Source organism: Nocardioides szechwanensis, assembly GCF_900103935.1.
Taxonomy (GTDB): Bacteria; Actinomycetota; Actinomycetes; order Propionibacteriales; family Nocardioidaceae; genus Nocardioides; species Nocardioides szechwanensis.
This window is the reverse complement of the sequence record NZ_FNIC01000001.1, coordinates 822,240-839,905: the sequence shown is the minus strand read 5'-3', so window position 1 is coordinate 839,905 and position 17,666 is coordinate 822,240. Positions and strand designations below refer to the sequence as shown.

17 protein-coding genes are annotated in these 17,666 nt (G+C 71.3%); 8 read left to right on the top strand and 9 right to left on the bottom strand.

Going from position 1 to position 17,666, the window contains the following annotated elements; genetic code table 11:
• The first annotated feature begins 1 nt into the window (after position 1).
• The gene (locus BLR90_RS04060; RefSeq protein ID WP_091022706.1) at positions 2–964 is read left to right on the top strand and encodes an ABC transporter ATP-binding protein; all 963 of its coding nucleotides are present in this window, start codon (positions 2–4) and stop codon (positions 962–964) included.
• Here the strand turns inward: BLR90_RS04060 and BLR90_RS04055 are convergent.
• The 5 genes from BLR90_RS04055 to BLR90_RS04035 all read right to left on the bottom strand — a co-directional run bounded on the left by BLR90_RS04055 (position 927) and on the right by BLR90_RS04035 (position 7,824).
• Positions 927–2,030, bottom strand: coding sequence for a PP2C family protein-serine/threonine phosphatase (locus BLR90_RS04055; RefSeq protein WP_091022704.1), 1,104 nt, complete (start codon positions 2,028–2,030; stop codon positions 927–929). The two genes, BLR90_RS04060 and BLR90_RS04055, sit on opposite strands and share 38 nt — an antisense overlap.
• A gap of 86 nt (positions 2,031–2,116) precedes the next feature.
• Positions 2,117–2,875 (bottom strand): class I SAM-dependent methyltransferase, encoded by a 759-nt coding sequence (locus BLR90_RS04050; RefSeq protein ID WP_091022702.1) that lies wholly within the window; start codon positions 2,873–2,875, stop codon positions 2,117–2,119.
• Between the two features lie 9 nt (positions 2,876–2,884).
• Complete coding sequence (locus BLR90_RS04045) at positions 2,885–5,305, bottom strand: GcvT family protein (RefSeq protein WP_245715144.1); 2,421 nt, start codon at positions 5,303–5,305, stop codon at positions 2,885–2,887.
• The gene (locus BLR90_RS04040) at positions 5,298–6,203 is read right to left on the bottom strand and encodes a phosphotransferase (protein WP_091022698.1); all 906 of its coding nucleotides are present in this window, start codon (positions 6,201–6,203) and stop codon (positions 5,298–5,300) included. The genes BLR90_RS04045 and BLR90_RS04040 overlap by 8 nt, the downstream gene beginning before the upstream one ends.
• Positions 6,204–6,207: 4 nt before the next feature.
• Entirely contained in the window at positions 6,208–7,824 is a 1,617-nt protein-coding gene (locus BLR90_RS04035) for an amino acid permease (RefSeq protein WP_091022696.1), read from the bottom strand.
• Positions 7,825–7,980: 156 nt separating this feature from the next.
• On the opposite strand from BLR90_RS04035, the gene BLR90_RS04030 reads away from it, so the two are divergent.
• From BLR90_RS04030 to BLR90_RS04000, 7 genes are all read left to right on the top strand, one after another.
• Entirely contained in the window at positions 7,981–8,730 is a 750-nt protein-coding gene (locus tag BLR90_RS04030; protein ID WP_245715143.1) for a FadR/GntR family transcriptional regulator, read from the top strand.
• 46 nt (positions 8,731–8,776) lie between these two features.
• Positions 8,777–10,114: a glutamine synthetase family protein gene (locus BLR90_RS04025; protein ID WP_218029280.1), complete on the top strand. Its 1,338-nt coding sequence runs from the start codon at positions 8,777–8,779 to the stop codon at positions 10,112–10,114.
• Positions 10,114–11,475 carry an aldehyde dehydrogenase family protein gene (locus BLR90_RS04020; RefSeq protein ID WP_091022693.1) on the top strand — a complete coding sequence of 454 codons (1,362 nt, stop codon included), beginning with the start codon at positions 10,114–10,116 and terminating at the stop codon, positions 11,473–11,475. The genes BLR90_RS04025 and BLR90_RS04020 overlap by 1 nt, the downstream gene beginning before the upstream one ends.
• A gap of 70 nt (positions 11,476–11,545) precedes the next feature.
• A complete protein-coding gene (locus BLR90_RS04015) occupies positions 11,546–12,325 on the top strand; it encodes a 3-oxoacyl-ACP reductase (RefSeq protein WP_091022691.1) in 780 nt (259 codons plus the stop codon).
• 2 nt (positions 12,326–12,327) lie between these two features.
• Positions 12,328–13,059 carry a gamma-glutamyl-gamma-aminobutyrate hydrolase family protein gene (locus BLR90_RS04010; RefSeq protein ID WP_091022690.1) on the top strand — a complete coding sequence of 244 codons (732 nt, stop codon included), beginning with the start codon at positions 12,328–12,330 and terminating at the stop codon, positions 13,057–13,059.
• A gap of 12 nt (positions 13,060–13,071) precedes the next feature.
• Positions 13,072–14,046 carry an alpha/beta hydrolase gene (locus BLR90_RS04005; RefSeq protein ID WP_091022688.1) on the top strand — a complete coding sequence of 325 codons (975 nt, stop codon included), beginning with the start codon at positions 13,072–13,074 and terminating at the stop codon, positions 14,044–14,046.
• A gap of 23 nt (positions 14,047–14,069) precedes the next feature.
• Positions 14,070–14,438: a hypothetical protein gene (locus BLR90_RS04000; RefSeq protein WP_143016101.1), complete on the top strand. Its 369-nt coding sequence runs from the start codon at positions 14,070–14,072 to the stop codon at positions 14,436–14,438.
• 17 nt (positions 14,439–14,455) lie between these two features.
• Here the strand turns inward: BLR90_RS04000 and BLR90_RS03995 are convergent, their stop codons facing one another.
• From BLR90_RS03995 to BLR90_RS03980, 4 genes are read right to left on the bottom strand one after another with little or no spacing between them, the layout of a single operon-like run.
• Positions 14,456–15,220 carry a sulfite exporter TauE/SafE family protein gene (locus BLR90_RS03995; protein ID WP_091022684.1) on the bottom strand — a complete coding sequence of 255 codons (765 nt, stop codon included), beginning with the start codon at positions 15,218–15,220 and terminating at the stop codon, positions 14,456–14,458.
• A gap of 3 nt (positions 15,221–15,223) precedes the next feature.
• Positions 15,224–16,366 (bottom strand): SPFH domain-containing protein, encoded by a 1,143-nt coding sequence (locus BLR90_RS03990; RefSeq protein ID WP_245715142.1) that lies wholly within the window; start codon positions 16,364–16,366, stop codon positions 15,224–15,226.
• Positions 16,367–16,387: 21 nt separating this feature from the next.
• Positions 16,388–16,849: an NfeD family protein gene (locus BLR90_RS03985; RefSeq protein ID WP_091022681.1), complete on the bottom strand. Its 462-nt coding sequence runs from the start codon at positions 16,847–16,849 to the stop codon at positions 16,388–16,390.
• Between the two features lie 9 nt (positions 16,850–16,858).
• Positions 16,859–17,653 (bottom strand): ABC transporter ATP-binding protein, encoded by a 795-nt coding sequence (locus BLR90_RS03980; protein WP_091022679.1) that lies wholly within the window; start codon positions 17,651–17,653, stop codon positions 16,859–16,861.
• Positions 17,654–17,666 lie beyond the last annotated feature (13 nt).

Sequence of the window (17,666 nt, the reverse complement as noted above, 5' to 3'; positions counted from 1 at the left end):
CATGTCGCTGATCGAGGTCACGGACCTGCGCCGCACGTTCACCGTGCGCCGGCGCGCCGAGGGCAGCCGCCGCAAGCAGCGCACCGAGGTGGTGGCCGTCCAGGACCTCACGTTCGGGATCGACGCCGGCGAGATGGTCGGCTACATCGGGCCCAACGGGGCCGGGAAGTCCACGACGATCAAGATGCTCACCGGCATCCTGGTGCCCACCAGCGGCCGGATCTCCGTGGCCGGCGTCGACCCGAGCCGCAACCGGACCACCCTGGCCCGGCGGATCGGCGTGGTCTTCGGGCAGCGCACCTCGCTGTGGTGGGACCTGCCCCTGCGCGACTCGTTCGACCTGCTCCAGAAGATCTACCGGACCGACCCCGCGCGCCACCGCACCAACCTCGCGGAGTTCCTGGAGCTGCTCGACCTGGGCGAGCTGCTCGACACCCCCGTGCGCCAGCTGAGCCTGGGCCAACGGATGCGCGGCGACATCGCGGCGGCGCTCCTGCACGACCCGGAGATCCTCTACCTCGACGAGCCCACGATCGGCCTGGACGTGGTGAGCAAGGGCCGGCTGCGGGAGTTCCTACGGGCGCTTAACCGCGAGCGCGGCACCACCCTGATGCTGACCACCCACGACCTCCAGGACATCGAGGCGCTCTGCCGGCGGGTGATCGTCATCGACCACGGCACCCAGGTCTACGACGGCACGCTCGCCGGGCTGCACGAGCGAGGCGGGTCCCACCGCACGGTCGTGGTCGACCTGGTCGACGAGGCCCCGCCCATCTCGGTGGCCGGGGCGGTCACCCGCCGGGTCGAGGGTCCGCGTCAGTGGCTGAGCCTGCCCGCGGGCGCGAGCGCCGCGCCTGTGGTGGCCGCGCTGGCCGCGTCGTACGACGTCGCGGACCTGTCGATCCAGGAGCCGGACATCGAGGACGTCATCCGCGAGCTTTACTCGCGCGCTCCGTCCGGCTGAGGAGGAGCACCGCGCGGTCGTCGTCGCCGCGCTCGATCTGCGCGATCATCCGGCGGGTGGAGCCGACCGCACCCTCGCGGATGGCCTCACGTGCCACCAGGCGCAGCCAGTCGATCCCGGTGTCGAGGTCGCTCGTGCGCGACTCCACGACGCCGTCGGTGTAGAAGAGCAGCGCGTCGCCTTCGCGCAGGACGCCCTCGCTGACGGTCAGGTCGGGGTCAGGCACGACCCCGATCGCCATCCCCCGGGCGTTGTCGATGTGCCACTCGTCGGTGTCGGCCTCCCAGCGCAGCGCCGGCGGGTGACCGGCGCTGGTGATCGAGTAGCGGCCGTCGTCGAGGTCGACCCGCACGTGGACGGCGGTGGCGAAGGAGTCGTCGAGGCGGCGGCGCAGCAGGAAGCGGTTGGCGGCCGCCATCAGGTCGGCCGGGGGCATGGAGCCGATCAGGCCGCCGAGCGCCCCGGCGAACTGGAGCGCCTGGGGCCCGGCGCCCAGGCCCTTGCCGCACACGTCGACCAGGACCATCTCGAGCCGGTGCCCGTCGTCGTCGAGGTCGGCCACCAGGAAGTCGCCCGCGTAGCCGACGCCGTGCGACGCGATCATCGCGGACTCGACGTGCCAGCCCGTGGGCAGCAGCGGGATCGTGCCCTGCGCCTGGAGCCGCACCCGGAGCTCGTGCAGGAGTGCCTCGCTCAGCGGTGAGGGCAGGCCGCTGCGCTGGCGGCTGGACTGGAAGAGGATCAGCACCACGGCGATGCCGAGCGTGACCAGCGCCGCGGAGCGGGGCCCGGTGACCGGGCCGTCGATCAGCATCGCGGCCACGGCGGCGACCGCGGTCCAGGTGGTCATCACCGCCAGGTAGCGGAAGCGCAGCAGGAGCATGCCGAGGATGAGCCAGACGAAGTACGACGTCAGCGGCACCACGTCGTAGTCCGCGACGGAGACCACGAACGAGAGCGCCACCCCGGCCATGAGCAGACCCAGGACCTCGCGCTGCCCGGCGCTCGATCCCGTGCGCCAGCTGCGCACGCGCTCGCGCACGTAGCGCGAGGCAGAGCTGCTCACGATGACGAGCCCGAGTTCACACCGCGAGGCTAGTGCGCGGCACCCGGTCTTCGTCCGATATCAGCGAAGGTCGCCGGTCAAGTCGCTCAGCGACGGGCGCGGACCGACCACGCGGAGGCGGTGACACCGAACGGGCCGGCGGGAAGCAGCTCGCGGCAGCGCTGGCGCAGCTCCTCGCGGCGGTCGGGGTCGAGGCCGGCGACGTGGGTCCCGGCCGGGCCGACGCCGAACGTGTAGGGCTCCCACCAGTCGTCGAACGACGCGAAGCCGACGGTCACGGTGAGCAGGTCCTCCTCGACGTCGCGCAGACCGGCCGCCGTCGCGAGCTCCGCGAGGTGGCCGGCGCGGGCACCGGCCAACCCGGACTCGTCGGGTGCCGAGGCGTCCAGCGAGCGGACCGCGGACCAGAAGGTCGCCAGCGGGCCGCCACCCCCGGCGTGGTCCCAGACGCAGGCGGCGACCACGCCTCCGGGCACCGACACCCGCGACATCTCGCGCAGCCCGGCCACGGGGTCGCTCATGAAGTGGACGACGAGCTGCGCCAGGACGACGTCGAACGAGCCGGAGTCGTAGGGCAGGTCCTCCGCGCTGGCCCGCCGGACGTCGACCTGGGGAAGCCGGGCCCGGGCCGCGGCGACGAACGACTCGGAGGGGTCGGCGGCGGCGACCGCGCCCGGCTCGAGCAGCTCGGTCAGGACCGCGGTCAGGGCACCCGGCCCGCAACCCACGTCCAGCGCCCGCTGGCCCCGGCGTACGCCGGCCCAGTCGGCGAAGCGGACCGCCAGCGGTTCGGAGAACTGCCCCATGAACTGCGCGTAGGCCTCCGCGCTCACCTCGAAGCTCATGGGACGACCCTAGAGCGGCGCCTTGAGGGTCAGGCGTACGCCGGAGCGTCTGCCGCCCACGTCGACCTCGAAGCCGCCCTCGGCCAGCCAGTCGGAGGTGACCGGCCCGTCGTGGCGGAGCTGGGCGAGCCCGACGCTCGCGCCCACAGTCTCGCCCCAGGCCGCACTGGTCACCTGGCCGACCGGCGCGCCGTCGCGGAGCACCAGCTCGCCTCCCCACAGCATCGGGCCGGGGTCGTCGACCACAAACGACACGACCCGGCGCCGCGGGCCGCCTCGGGCCAGGCGCTCGCGGTGCTCGACCAGGGCGGCGCGGCCGAGGAAGTCCTTGTCGCCCTTGAGTGCGGTGGCGAACAGCAGGCCGGCCTCGACCGGGGTCACGTCGGGGGTGAGCTCGCGCCCGAACGCGCGGTAGCCCTTCTCCAGGCGCAGCGACTCGATCGCGTAGTAGCCGGCGTCCACGGCACCGCCCGCGCGGACCGCGGCGTGCACGGCCACCGCGGCGGCGACCGGGACCATCAGCTCCCAGCCCAGCTCGCCGACGTAGGTCATCCGGGTCGCCCGCACCGTCGCCCCAGCGACACCGACGAGCGCGCTGGTGGCGAACGGGAACGCCTCCTCGCCGAGGTCGGCGTCGGTGAGGGCGGACAGCAGGTCCCGCGAGGCCGGGCCCATCACGCCGAGCACGGCGTAGTCGTCGGTCACGTCGGCCAGGCTCACGTCGAGACCCGGTGGTGCCTGGCGGCGCAGCCAGTCGAGGTCGCGGATGGTCGTGGCCGAGCTCGACACCAGCAGGAAGGCCTCATCACCCGTGCGGGTGACGGTGAGGTCGGCCTCGTAGGTGCCGCGCCGGTTGAGGAACGGCGTGTAGACGCAGCCGCCCACGGGCACGTCGACGTCGGCCGCGCACACCCACTGGAGCGCCGCCAGCGCGCCGGGACCGCTGACGTCGTACTTGCTGAAGGAGGTCTGGTCGAAGACCGCGACGTCGGTGCGGGTCGCCCGCTGCTCGGCGGCGCTCGCGGCGAGCCAGTCCGGCTTGCCCCATCGGTAGGCGAGTGACGTCGGCCCGAAGACGTTGGGCCGCTCCCAGCCCATCCGCGTGCCGAACACCGCGCCCGCGGACGCCAGGACGTCGTGCAGAGGTGAGGTGCGCTGCGGGCGGCCGGACTCGAGCTCGCGGTTGGGCCAGGGCACGGCGTAGTGCAGGCCGAGCACCTCCGAGACCCGCGAGCGCAGCCAGGCCTCGTCGCCGTGGAACGGCGCGAAGCGGCGTACGTCGACCGCCACCAGGTCGCTGGTCGGCTCGCCTTCCACGATCCACTCGGCCAGGGCCCGGCCGGCACCCCCGGCCGACGCGATGCCGACCGAGTTGAAGCCGGCGCCGACGAAGAAGCCCGCCACCTCCGGTGACTCCCCCAGCAGGAACTGGTTGTCCGGGGTGAACGACTCCGGGCCGTTGTAGAACTTGCGGACGCCGGTCTCAGCCAGAGCCGGGACCCGCTGCACCGCCTGGTCCATCAGCACCGAGAAGTGGTCCCAGTCCTCCTCGAGCAGCTGGAACTCGAAGGGGTAGGGCAGGTCCGACGGCGAGCGCCACGGCTTGGCCTCCGGCTCGAAGCCGCCCACGACCAGGCCGCCGACCTCCTCCTTGAAGTAGGTCCAGCCGTCGGGGTCGCGCATCACCGGCAGGTCGGGATGACAGCCCTCGACGGCCTCGGTCACGACGTAGAAGTGCTCGGCGGAGTGCAACGGCACCGTGACGCCCGCCAGGTCCCCCAGGGCCTTGGCCCACTGGCCGGCGCAGTTGACGACGACCTCGGCCTCCACGTCGCCGTGGTCGGTCCGGACCCCCGTCACGCGGGGTCGTCGGGGTCCGTCCGCGAGGTCGAAGCCCGTGACCCGGACCTGCTCGACGATCCGCGCACCGCGCATCCGGGCACCCCTGGCGAGCGCCTGGGTGACGTCGGTCGGGTTGACCTTGCCGTCGCCGGGCAGCCAGATCGCGCCCAGTACGTCGTCGACCTGCATCGCCGGCCACAGCTCCTGCGCCCGCTCTGGCGAGATCATCTCGCACTCCATGTCGTAGGCCGCGGCGCTGGCCGCGGTGCGCCGCAGCTGGGTCATCCGGTCCTCGGTGCGGGCCACGATCACCCCGCCCACGTTGCGGTAGCCGGTCGCGAGGCCGGTCTCCGCCTCGAGCGCGGCGTAGAGCTCCGCGGAGTACTGCACCAGCCGGGTCCCGCTCTCGGAGGCCCGCAGCGGGCCGACCAGCCCGGCCGCGTGCCACGTCGTGCCACTGGAGAGGCGGCCCTGCTCGAGCAGCAGTACGTCGGTCCGGCCCAGCGCGGTCAGGTGGTAGGCGACGGACGCGCCGATGATGCCGCCGCCGACGATCACGACCTCGGCGCGGGACGGGAGGTCAGCCACGAGCCACCTCTTCGAGCAGCGTGTGGAAGTCATCGCCGCGGAACGCCGCGGCGGCCTTGTCGAGGCGCTCCTCGCCCCAGGCGTAGAAGTCGAAGTCCATCGCGCTGGTGGCGGCCTGGATGAAGCCCCACAGCGACCAGCCGTAGGCGGAGCAGACTGCCTGGAGCCGGACTCGGGCGACGTCGGCAGCGGTGGGAGTCCCGAAGTAGGCCTCGGTCCACGCCGCCGTCTGCTCCGGGGCGAAGCCGCACTCGGTGGCGGTGTTGCCGAGCTCGAAGCAGGCGTCGTTGTTGCCGGAGTACTCGTAGTCGATCAGCCAGACCCGCTCGCCGTCGTCGATGTAGTTGGCGGCAAGGAGGTCGTTGTTGCACGGGACGGTCGGCCGGGGTGCGGCGTCGAGGGCCCGCCGTACCTCTGCCCAGGCGTCTGCGTGGTTGTCGTAGGTCTCCGGGAGGCGGAAGCCGCGTGACTTCACGGTGGCGAGGTAGGAGGCCTGGCGGGCGAACATGTCGAAGTCGCCCTGGAAGCGCGGGCCGGCGTGCAGGGTGCGCACGGACGCAGCCGCACGCCGGAGGAGGCCGTCGTCGGCGAACGACTCGTCCGTGAGCACCTCGCCGGGCAGGAAGTCGATGACCAGCATCCGCAGGTCCGGGCGGTACTCGACGACGCCGGCGCCCACGCCCGCCTCGGCCGCCCGCAGCGTGTTGTGGTGCTCGGCGTCGCGGTCGATCCCGAGCAGGGCGGCTCCGGGGTGGGAGCACCGGACGACGTAGTCGCCCCCGTCGTCAGTCTGCACCCGGAGGTTGCGGTTGGTCAGGCCGCCGGGCAGGTCGGTGACACGACGGGACCGCCCCGCCAGGCAGGCGAGGCGGTCCAGGTCGCTTTCGAGCTGAGACACCGGCTCAGTCGTCGAACGCCTTGATGACCGCTTCGTCGATGGTGTGCTTGGGCCCGGTGAACCAGTGCTTCGCCGAGACGTGCCACCAGATCGTCACCGCGAGGATCACGCCACCGGTGAGGAGCGGGGCGTAGTTGACGAACTTCCAGGCGAAGTTCTCGTTGCCCGGCCACCCGGAGGGGTAGAGCGGCAGGATGAAGTAGATCGAGATGACGACGATCTCGACGACGGCGACGAGGTTCATCCACTTGTACTTCTTGCCGTTGTTCCACGCGCCCGCCTCGAACGAGTCGCCCAGCCTCCAGCGCAGGAAGATCGGGATCGCGAACGAGAGGTACAACCCGATCACGGCCACCGACACGACGGCGTAGAACGCGGTGGGCAGGATGATCGGGGCGTCGGCCGTCCCGAAGTTGACCTCGATCAGCGCCGGCAGGGTGATCAGGCCGGCAATCACGGCAACGAACATGACCGCATTGGCGGGCACCCGCTTGGCAGTGACTTTCGACCAGAGGCTCGATCCCGGGATGGCCCCGTCGCGGCTGAACGCAAAGGTCATCCGGGACGCGCTGGTCAGGCAGGCTGTCGTGCAGAAGAGCTGGCCCGCCGCCGAGATCAGGATGACGATCGTGTGCCAGGACTCGGTCAGAGCCTGGCCGAGGATGACGTCGGATCCGTAGGCGCCGACGTTGATGCCGTCCGTGACGGCCTGCTGGTCCTGCACGGCGAAGAGCAGCGCCAGGAGCAGGATCCAGCCCCCGATGGCGGAGTAGGCGATCGAACGCCAGATCCCCTTCGCGGCGGAGTCGGATGCTGCTTCGGTCTCCTCCGACAGGTGGGCCGAGGCGTCGAAGCCCGTGATCGTGTACTGGGTGAGCAGGAAGCCCAAAGGCAGCACCAGGAACCAGAACATGATGCCGCTGTTGGCGCCGCCGTCGTAGCCGGAGTTGTTGATGCGCTCGGTGAGCACCCACCCGACGCTCTGGTGGTTGTCCGGCACGAACACGAGGACCAGGATGATCACCGCGGCTCCGGCCACGTGCCACCACACCGAGATGTTGTTGACGACCGCGAGCAGATGGCTGGAGAAGATGTTGGCCAGCGCCGCCAGCACCAGGATCACGACGAACTCGATGAACACGCGCTGAAGGCTGTAGTCGGCGGCCCAGCTATCGCTGAGCAGGCTGAAGAAGATGTCCACGAAGTTGGCGGCGCCGTAGGCCACTGATGCCGTGACCGCGATCAGGCCGATCAGGTTGAGCCAGCCGGTGTAGAAGCCGGCGGCCGGACCGCCGAGCTTGGAGGCCCACCAGTAGATGCCTCCCGACGTCGGATAGGCCGAGACCAGCTCCGACATCGTGAAGCCGATGATCAGGATGAAGAGCGAGATGATCGGCCAGCCCCAGGTGATGGCGATCGGTCCGCCGTTGCTCCACGCCTGGCCGAAGGTCGTGAAGCAGCCCGCCAGGATCGAGATGATCGAGAAGGAGATGGCGAAGTTGGAGAAGCCGGACCAGGTCCGGCTCAGCTCCTGCTTGTAGCCCAGCCGGGCGAGGTGGGCCTCGTCGGCGCTCAACTGAGGAGCGTGGTGCTCGTGGATCGGCTCGTGTGCTTCAGGCATGCGGCGCACCTTCCAGGGGCGATCGTGAATGCGTGAAGCGGACGCTAGACCCGCGCAGGCGAGGGTGTAAACAGGCACACGTAAAATTGGTATGAACTCAGACCAATACTCGTCCACCGATTGACGGGTGCCCCACGCCGACCAGAGGATGTGCCCGTGACCGCCTCCCCCGAGCAGCACCCGCCGGGGCTGGACCTCGAGGAGTCGGTGCTGCGCCCCGTGCGCGGCCATCACGCCTTCGAGGCCTGCGTGGAGCAGCTCGGAACCGCGATCCGGCTGGGGGTCTACCCGCTCGGCTCGGCGCTGCCCGCCGAACGCGAGCTGGCGTCCCGGCTGCACGTCTCCCGCGCCACGCTGCGCGAGGCGATGGCCGCGCTGCGCGAGGCCGGACTGGTCGAGACCACCCGCGGGCGCGGCGGCGGCACCGTGGTGACCCTGAAGCCCCGCTCCCCCTCGGCCCGCGCCGCGGCCCGGGTCTCCTCCGCGAAGCGGCAGGACTGGCTCGACGCGCTCGAGTTCCGACGCGTGGTCGAGCCCGGCGCGGCCGCGCTCGCCGCCCAGCTCGAGCTGACCGACGTACGACGTGAGCAGCTGGAGCAGGCGCACGACGCGGTCGCCCACGCGAGCCGACCCGCCCCGCATCGCCAGGCGGACAGCAGGTTCCACCTGACGATCGCGGCGCTCAGCGAGTCGCCGCGGCTCATCGAGGCGGTGACGTCCGTGCAGTCCGCGCTGCACGAGATGCTGCTGGCGATCCCCGTCCTCGAGACCAACATCGCGCACTCGGACCGGCAGCACGCTGCCGTCGTCCGCGCGATCCTCGCCGGTCGACCCGATCGGGCCCGCCGGGCCATGGAGCACCACTGTGACGACACGGCCGCGCTGCTGCGCGGCCTGCTGGGATAGGAACCCGATGGCCCACACACCGTTGCGCAACAAACGATACCTGAGCATGGAGAACCTGCTCGACCAGATCCGGGTCGGCCGCATCGACACCGTGATCGTCGCGTTCACCGACATGCAGGGCCGGCTACAGGGCAAGCGCCTGCACGGCGCCTACTTCGCCGACCACGTCGTCGGCCACGGCACCGAGGGCTGCAACTACCTGCTCGCGGTCGACGTCGACATGAACACCGTCGACGGCTACCAGATCTCCTCGTGGGACAAGGGCTACGGCGACATGGAGTTCGTGCTCGACGAGCGCACGATCCGGCTGCTCACCCATCTGCCGGCCACGGCGATGGTCCAGTGCGACCTGGAGTGGCCCGACCACTCCCCCGTCGTGCAGTCACCGCGGACCATCCTCCAGCACCAGCTCGACCGCTGCGCCGAGCACGGCTGGACCGCGCTCGCCGGCACCGAGCTGGAGTTCATCGCCTTCGACAACACCTACGAGGAGGCCTGGGACTCCGGCTACCGCGCCCTCCAGCCGTCCAACCGCTACAACGTCGACTACTCGATCCTCGGCACCACCCGGGTCGAGCCGCTGCTGCGCGATTTGCGCAACCACATGTACGCCGCCGGCCTGGACGTCGAGGGCGCCAAGGGCGAGTGCAACCTCGGCCAGCACGAGGTGGGCTTCCTCTACGCCGACGCGCTGACCACCGCCGACAACCACGCGGTCTACAAGAACGCCGCCAAGGAGATCGCCGCCCAGCACGGCAAGGCGATCACGTTCATGGCGAAGTACGACGAGCGCGAGGGCAGCTCGTGCCACATCCACCTGTCCCTGCGCGGCACCGACGGGTCCCTGGTGTTCTGGGACGCCGACACCGGTGAGCGCACCAAGCTCTACGACCAGTTCGTCGCCGGCGTCCTCGCGACGATCTCCGACTTCACGCTGCTGTTCGCGCCCAACATCAACTCCTACAAGCGGTTCGCCGACGGCTCCTTCGCGCCGACCACGATCGCGTGGGGCCTCGACAACCGCACCTGCGCGGTCCGGCTGGTCGGCCGCGGCGCCGGTGCCCGGATGGAGAACCGCGTGCCCGGGGCGGACGCCAACCCCTACCTCGCCCTGGCCGCGATGATCGCCGGCGGGCTGCACGGCATCGAGAGCGAGCTGGAGCTGGAGGAGCCGCTGGTCGGCAACGCCTACACCTCCGGCCGAGACAAGGTCCCCTCCACGATGACCGCCGCCCGCGACGTGTTCGCCTCGTCCACCATCGCCCGCGCCGCGCTCGGTGACGAGGTCGTCGACCACTACGTCAACATGGCCGACGTCGAGCTCGCCGCCTACAACGCCGCCGTCACCGACTGGGAGCTGCGCCGCGGCTTCGAAAGGCTCTGATGAGCACCTACACCGTCATCAACCCCGCGACCGCCGCACCGGTGGTCGACGTACACCTCGCGACGGTCGACGAGACCGACGCGGCGATCGAGCGCGCCCACGAGGCCTTCCTGGGCGGCTGGCGCCACCTCGCCCCCGGTGAGCGGGCCCGGCTGCTGCGGCGCTTCGCCGCCGTGGTTGACGCGCACGTCGAGGAGCTGGCGGGACTCGAGGTCAGCAACGCCGGCCACACCTGGGGCAACGCCCGCTGGGAGGCCGGCAACGTCCGCGACTGCCTCGACTACTACGCCGGCGCGCCGGAGCGGATGTTCGGGCGCCAGATCCCGGTGGCGGGCGGCACCGACGTGACGTTCCACGAGCCGCTGGGCGTGGTCGGCATCATCGTGCCCTGGAACTTCCCGATGCCCATCGCCGCCTGGGGTTTCGCACCCGCTCTGGCCGCGGGCAACACGGTCGTGCTGAAGCCCGCCGAGCTGACCCCGCTGACCGCCGTCCGGATCGGCGAGCTCGCGCTCGAGGCGGGCCTGCCCGAGGGCGTCCTGACCGTCATCCCCGGCAAGGGGTCGGTCGTGGGCGAGCGGTTCGTGACCCACGAGCTGGTCCGCAAGGTCTGCTTCACCGGGTCGACCGCCGTCGGCAAGCGGATCATGGCCGGCTGCGCCGAGCAGGTGAAGCGGGTGACCCTGGAGCTTGGCGGCAAGAGCTCCAACATCGTGTTCGCCGACGCCGACCTGGCCGCGGCCGCCGCGTCCGCGCCGTACGCCGTGTTCGACAACGCCGGCCAGGACTGCTGCGCGCGTTCGCGGATCCTCGTCGAGCGGTCGGCGTACGACGAGTTCATGACGCTGCTCGAGCCCGGTGTCACGGGGTTCCGGGTGCTCGACCCCACGGACGACGAGACGTCCGAGATGGGGCCGCTGATCTCGGCCGCGCAGCGCGACACCGTGCGCGGCTACCTCGACGAGGTGGAGGTCACCTTCGCCGGTTCGACACCGGGCGGGGACGGGTTCTGGGTGCCGCCGAGCGTGGTCACGGTCGACGACCCCGGCGCCCGGATCTGGCGCGAGGAGGTCTTCGGGCCGGTGGTCGCGGTGATGGCGTTCGACGACGAGGCGCACGCGGTCGAGCTGGCCAACGACACGGAGTACGGCCTCTCGGGCTCGATCTACACCAACGACCTGGGGCGCGGGCTACGGGTGGCGCGCGCCGTCGAGGCCGGCAACCTGAGCGTCAACTCGCACTCCTCGGTGCGCTACTGGACCCCGTTCGGTGGCTACAAGCAGTCCGGCCTCGGCCGCGAGCTCGGTCCGGACGCCCCCATGGCGTTCACCGAGGAGAAGAACGTCTTCATCAGTCACTAGTCACCACGGGGTGGTTTCGAGGCTCGTCGCTGGCGCTCCTCACACCTCAACCACCGTCACGGAGGAACACATGGCAGGACGCATCCAGGACCGGGTCGCGGTCGTCACCGGCGGTTGCTCGGGCATCGGCCTCGCGACCGTGCAGCGCTTCGTCGAGGAGGGCGCCAAGGTGGTCATCGGCGACATCGACGACCAGCGCGGCCACGAGCTCGTGGGTCAGCTGGGGGGTGCCGGCATCGCCACCTACGTCCACGTCGACGTCACCGACAAGGATGAGGTGGACGCGCTCTTCAGGACCGCCAAGGAGACCTACGGCTCGGTCGACATCGCGTTCAACAACGCGGGCATCTCGCCGCCGGAGGACGACTCGATCCTGGACACCGACCTCGACGCCTGGCGCAAGGTCCAGGAGGTCAACCTCACCAGCGTCTACCTGTGCTGCAAGGCGGCGCTGCCCTACATGCTCGAGCAGGGCAAGGGCTCGATCATCAACACCGCCTCGTTCGTCGCCGTCATGGGTGCGGCCACGTCGCAGATCTCCTACTCCGCCTCGAAGGGCGGCGTGCTGTCGATGACGCGTGAGCTCGGGGTCCAGTTCGCCCGCCAGGGCGTGCGGGTCAACGCGCTGTGCCCCGGCCCGGTCAACACCCCGCTGCTCCAGGAGCTCTTCGCCAAGGACGCCGAACGGGCCGCGCGCCGGCTCGTGCACGTCCCGATGGGGCGCTTCGGCGAGCCCGAGGAGATGGCGTCGGCGGTGCTGTTCCTGGCCTCCGACGACTCGTCGTTCATGACCGCGAGCACGTTCCTGGTCGACGGCGGCATCTCCGGCGCCTACGTCACCCCGATCTAGCCATGTCCGCTCCGGTCATCGGGCTGACCACCTACCGCGAGCCGGCGGCGTGGGGCGTCTGGCAGCAGCCGGCCGACCTGCTGCCGGCGCAGTACGCCGATGCGGTCACCGCCACCGGTGGCCTCCCGGTCCTGCTCCCCCCGGTGGCCGGCACCGGGGCGGCCGACGCGGTCGTGGCCCGCCTGGACGGGCTGGTCGTCACCGGGGGCGCCGACGTCGACCCCGCCCGCTACGGCGCCGAGCCGCACCCGCGCACCGCCGGCTGGCGTCCCGACCGCGACGCCTGGGAGGCCGCGCTGCTCGACGCGGCCGCGGCCGCTCGGCTGCCGGTCCTGGGCGTGTGCCGCGGGATGCAGCTGATGGCGGTGCACGCCGGCGGGGAGCTCGACCAGCACACACCGGACCTGGTCGGCCACGACGAGCACAGCCCCGGCGGTGACGAGTTCGGCACGCTGGAGGTCAGCACCGAGCCGGGCTCCCGGCTGGCCGCGCTGGTCGGCACCTCGCTGGAGGTCAGCTGCCACCACCACCAGTCCGTGCGCACGCATCCCGGCTTCACCGCCGTGGCCCGCGCCACCGACGGCACCCTGGAGGCGATGGAGCTGCCCGGCGACCGCTTCTGTCTCGCAGTGCAGTGGCACCCGGAGACGGCGACCGACGTCGGCCTGCTCGCGGGCCTGGTGCGTGCCGCCTCGTCCTACTCCACCGCGCGGGGCCGACCCACTTCCGCCTGACAGACTGGCGCCATGGCGCTGGAGCACATCCCCGACGTACTCGGTGACCCCTGGGTCTCCGAGACCTTCACCCTCTCCCCCGACGCCGAGGGCGAGGTCGTCGCCACCCTGGTCAGCCGACGGGCCTCCGTCGGCAACCGCGGGGCGGTGCTGCACGTGCACGGGTTCGCCGACTACTTCTTCCACACCGAGTACGCCGCCTGGTGGATCGAGCGCGGCTACGACTTCTACGCCCTCGACCTGCGCAAGTACGGCCGCTCCATCCGCCCGCACCAGACCGCCAACTACGTCAGCGACCTACGCGAGTACGACGACGAGCTGGCCGAGGCGTGGCGCCGGATCACCGAGCGCGACGGCCACACCCGGGTGATCGGGTCGGGGCACTCCACCGGCGGACTGATCCTGCCGCTCTGGCTCAACCGCGAGCGGCCCGACGAGCTCGCCGCGCTGGTCCTCAACTCGCCCTGGCTCGACCTGCAGGGCAGCGCCGTCGCCCGGGTCGTCGGGACGCCGATCATCAAGCAGGTCGGCGCCCGGCAGCCGATGCGCGAGATCAAGCGCACCGTCACCGGCTTCTACGCGCGCAGCCTCCACCACCAGCACGAGGGCGAGTGGGAGTTCGACCTCCAGTGGAAGCCGATCATGTCGTTCTCGGTCTACGCCGGCTGGCTGCGCGCCGTCCGCTCCGGCCACGCCGAGCTCCAGCGTGGCCTCGACGTGGCGTGTCCGGTGCTGGTGCTGTCGTCGGACCGGTCCTCCCAGCCCACCGAGATGGGCGACGACGTCCACACCAGCGACATCGTGCTCGACGTCGAGCAGATCCGCCGGTGGGCGACGTCGATCGGCCACCACGTCACCTACATCGCCGTGCCCGGCGCCCGCCACGACGTCATCCTCTCGCGGCCCGAGCCCCGGGCCCGCGCCTACGACGAGCTCGACCGCTGGCTCACGACGTACGTCGCCCCACCGTCGCGCTCCCTGATCTGAGCAGGACCGCTAGGGTCACCGCCATGAACCCTGTGACCAGCCTCGCCCTCGGCCGCATCGCCGTCGGTGTCGCCTCGCTCGCCAAGCCCGAGCTCGTTGCCTCGACCATGGGACAGGCGCCCTCGCCGCTGCTGACCCAGTGGTTCGGGTCGCGTGAGGTCGCCCTCGGCACCCTCACCCTGATCGCCTCCGGCAGCGCCCGCCGCAACCTGGTCCTCGTCGGCATGGCCGTCGACGGCGCCGACGCCGCCACGGCGTACGCCGGCATCCAGGCCGGCCAGATCCCCAAGCAGATCGGCTTCGGCCTGGTCGGGGTCGCCAGCTTCGCGGTCGTCTCCGGCCTCCTCGGCCTGCGGGTCAAGAAGTCGAAGAAGAAGCTGGCTGCTGCGTAGCCCCACGGACGCCGGGGTCAGGTGACGAGCAGGGCGACCAGGGCCACGACGCCGACGACCACGATGACCGCGCGGAGCACGGTGGGGTGGAGCCGGCGGCCGACCTTGGCGCCCAGGAAGCCACCGATCACCGACCCGACGCCGATCAGGGCGACGATCCGCCAGTCGACGTCGGCGACGATGGCGAACAGCAGGCCGGCGACGCCGTTGACGACCGCGGCGAGCACGTTCTTGACCGCGTTGAGGCGCTGTAGTCCTTCGTCGATGCCGATCCCGAGCACCGCCATGAGCAGCACGCCCTGGGCGGCGCCGAAGTAGCCGCCGTAGACCCCCGTCAGCAGCACGCCGGGCCAGACCCACCAGGCGCCGTCGCGGGTGGACTCGGGACGGTGCTCGGCGCGTGCGGCCACCCAGCCCGACAAGCGGGGCTGGAAGATCACCAGGGCGACGCCGAGACCGATCAGCACCGGCACGATCGCCTCGAACGCGCCCTCGGGCAGCACCAGCAGGAGCACGGCCCCGGCGAGGCCACCGGCGAACGACGCCGACAGCAGTCGCAGCACCCGCGACTTCTGCCCCGTCAGCTCACGGCGGTAGCCGACGGCACCGGCCACCGAGCCGGGCACCAGGCCCAGGTTGTTGGAGACGTTGGCGGTGACCGGCGGGACGCCGAACGCGAGCAGCGTCGGGAAGGTGATCAGGGTGCCGGAGCCCACCACGGCGTTGATGGACCCCGCGGCGACCCCCGCGAGCAGGATCGCCGCCGCCTCCAGCAGCTCCACGCGCTAGGGCTGGGCGGGCGGCGCGCCCGGCTCGTCCGGGGCGGCCTCGGGCTGCGGGGGCGGGGTGGCCGCGGTCGGCTTGACCGGCTTGGCCGCGTCGGCGGCCGCGGCGATGGCGTCCTCGACGGCCTTGCTGGTCTTGCCGCGCTCCGACTCCGCGAGCGCGCCGCTGCCGGCGAGCTTGGCCGGCTCCATGCTGCCCATGTCGACGCGGGTGCGCGGTCCCTCGGTCTCCTTCGGGATGCCCGCGAGCTCGGTCATGGTCGAGCCGAGGCCCTCGAGCGCCTTGCCGATCTCGCTGGGCACGATCCAGAGCTTGTTGGCGCTGCCCTCGGCGATCTTGGGCATCATCGTGAGGTACTGGTAGGCCAGCAGTGACTGGTCCGGGTTGCCGTCGTGGATCGCCTGGAAGACGGTCTGGATGGCCTGGCCCTCACCCTGCGCACGCAGGATCGAGGACTCGCGGTCGGCCTGGGCGCGCAGGATCAGCGACTCGCGGTCACCCTCGGCCGACAGGATCGAGGCCTGCTTCTCACCCTCGGCGGTCAGGATCGCGGCCTGGCGACCACCCTCGGCGGTCAGGATCTGCGCGCGCTTGTCGCGGTCGGCGCGCATCTGCTTCTCCATCGAGTCCTTGATCGACGGCGGCGGGTCGATCCCCTTGAGCTCGACCCGGTTGACCCGGATCCCCCACTTGCCGGTCGCCTCGTCGAGCACCCCGCGCAGGCGCGTGTTGATCTCGTCGCGGCTGGTCAGCGTGCCCTCGAGGTCCATGCCACCGACGATGTTGCGCAGCGTGGTCATGGTCAGCTGCTCGACGGCCTGGATGTAGTTGGCGATCTCGTAGGTCGCCGCGATCGGGTCGGTGACCTGGAAGTAGATGACCGTGTCGATCGAGACCACCAGGTTGTCCTGGGTGATGACCGGCTGCGGCGGGAAGCTCACGACCTGCTCACGCAGGTCGATGAGGTAGCGCACCTTGTCGACGAAGGGCACCACCACGTTGAGTCCCGCGCTCAGCGTCTGCTTGTACTTGCCGAAGCGCTCGACGATCCCGGCGCGGGCCTGGGGCACGATGCGCACGGTCTTGGCGAGGAGCACGATCACGAACAGGAACAGCAGACCGAGCAGGACGAGATAGATCACGGCGTTCTCCTTCGGTGGAGCTCAGGAATCGAGGGTGGCAACGGGGTGCACATAGGCCGTGGCGCCCTTGATGGCGAGCACCTCCACGGTCTGGCCGGGGGTGATAGTGAGGTGCTCGTCGTACGGCGCCGCGGACCAGATCTCGCCCGCCAGCCGGATCCGGCCGACGTCGAGGCCGGTGATGGTCTCGGTAACCACCGCGCGCTGGCCGACCAGCTTGCCGTGGCCGAGGCTGAGCTCGGGGCCGCCGTGGAACCGGCGCGCCAGCTGCGGGCGGACGAGCGCGAGCATCGCGACGGACGCACCGGCCGCGACCAGCGCCTGGATGGCGAAGGGGGCGCCCACGAGGGCGACGATCATACCGGCCACCGCGCCGGCCGCGACCATGATCAGCACCAGGTCGAGGCTGAACATCTCGGCGACACCCAGCACGATGGCGACACCGAGCCAGGTCTGCCAGAGGTTGTCCGCGAGCCAGTCCATGTCCCGAGCCTATCGGTGCCGCGGCTGGCGGCGGGCGGTCCAGCGCCCGTCCTCGTGCTGGAGCACGAGAGGCATCCCGAAGGTCGCCGAGAGGATCGGCGGGGTGAGCACGTCCTCGAGGGGCCCGGCGGCCACCACAGCGCCCTCGCGCAGCAGCAACGCGTGCGTGAAACCGGGCGGGATCTCCTCCACGTGGTGCGACACCAGCACGGTGGCCGGTGAGTCGGCGTCCATCGCCAGCACCGACAGGGTCGAGACGAGGTCCTCACGGCCGCCCAGGTCGAGCCCGGCGGCCGGCTCGTCGAGCAGCAGCAGCTCCGGGTCGGACATGAGGGCGCGGGCGATCTGCACGCGCTTACGCTCCCCCTCGCTCAGCGTCCCGAACGTGCGGTCGGTCAGGTGGCGCGCCCCGAGCTCGACGAGCAGGTTGGTCGCCCGGCCGTGGTCGAGGTCGTCGTACTCCTCACGCCAGCGCCCGACCACGCCGTACGACGCCGACACCACGACGTCGTGCACCCGCTCGCCGCGAGGGATCCGCTCCGCGAGGGCGGCGCTGGTGAGCCCGATCCGCGGCCGCAGCTCGAACACGTCGACAGTGCCGAGCACCTCGTCGAGGATGCCCGCGACACCGCTGGTCGGGTGGACCTGCGCGGACGCGACCTGGAGCAGCGTGGTCTTGCCGGCGCCGTTGGGGCCGAGCACGACCCAGCGCTCGTCCTCCTCGACGGTCCAGGAGACGCGGTCCAGCAAGGTGGCCTGGCCTCGCCGAACGGTGACGTCGGCGAACTCCAAGACAGCTCCCATGGGACGCACCCTA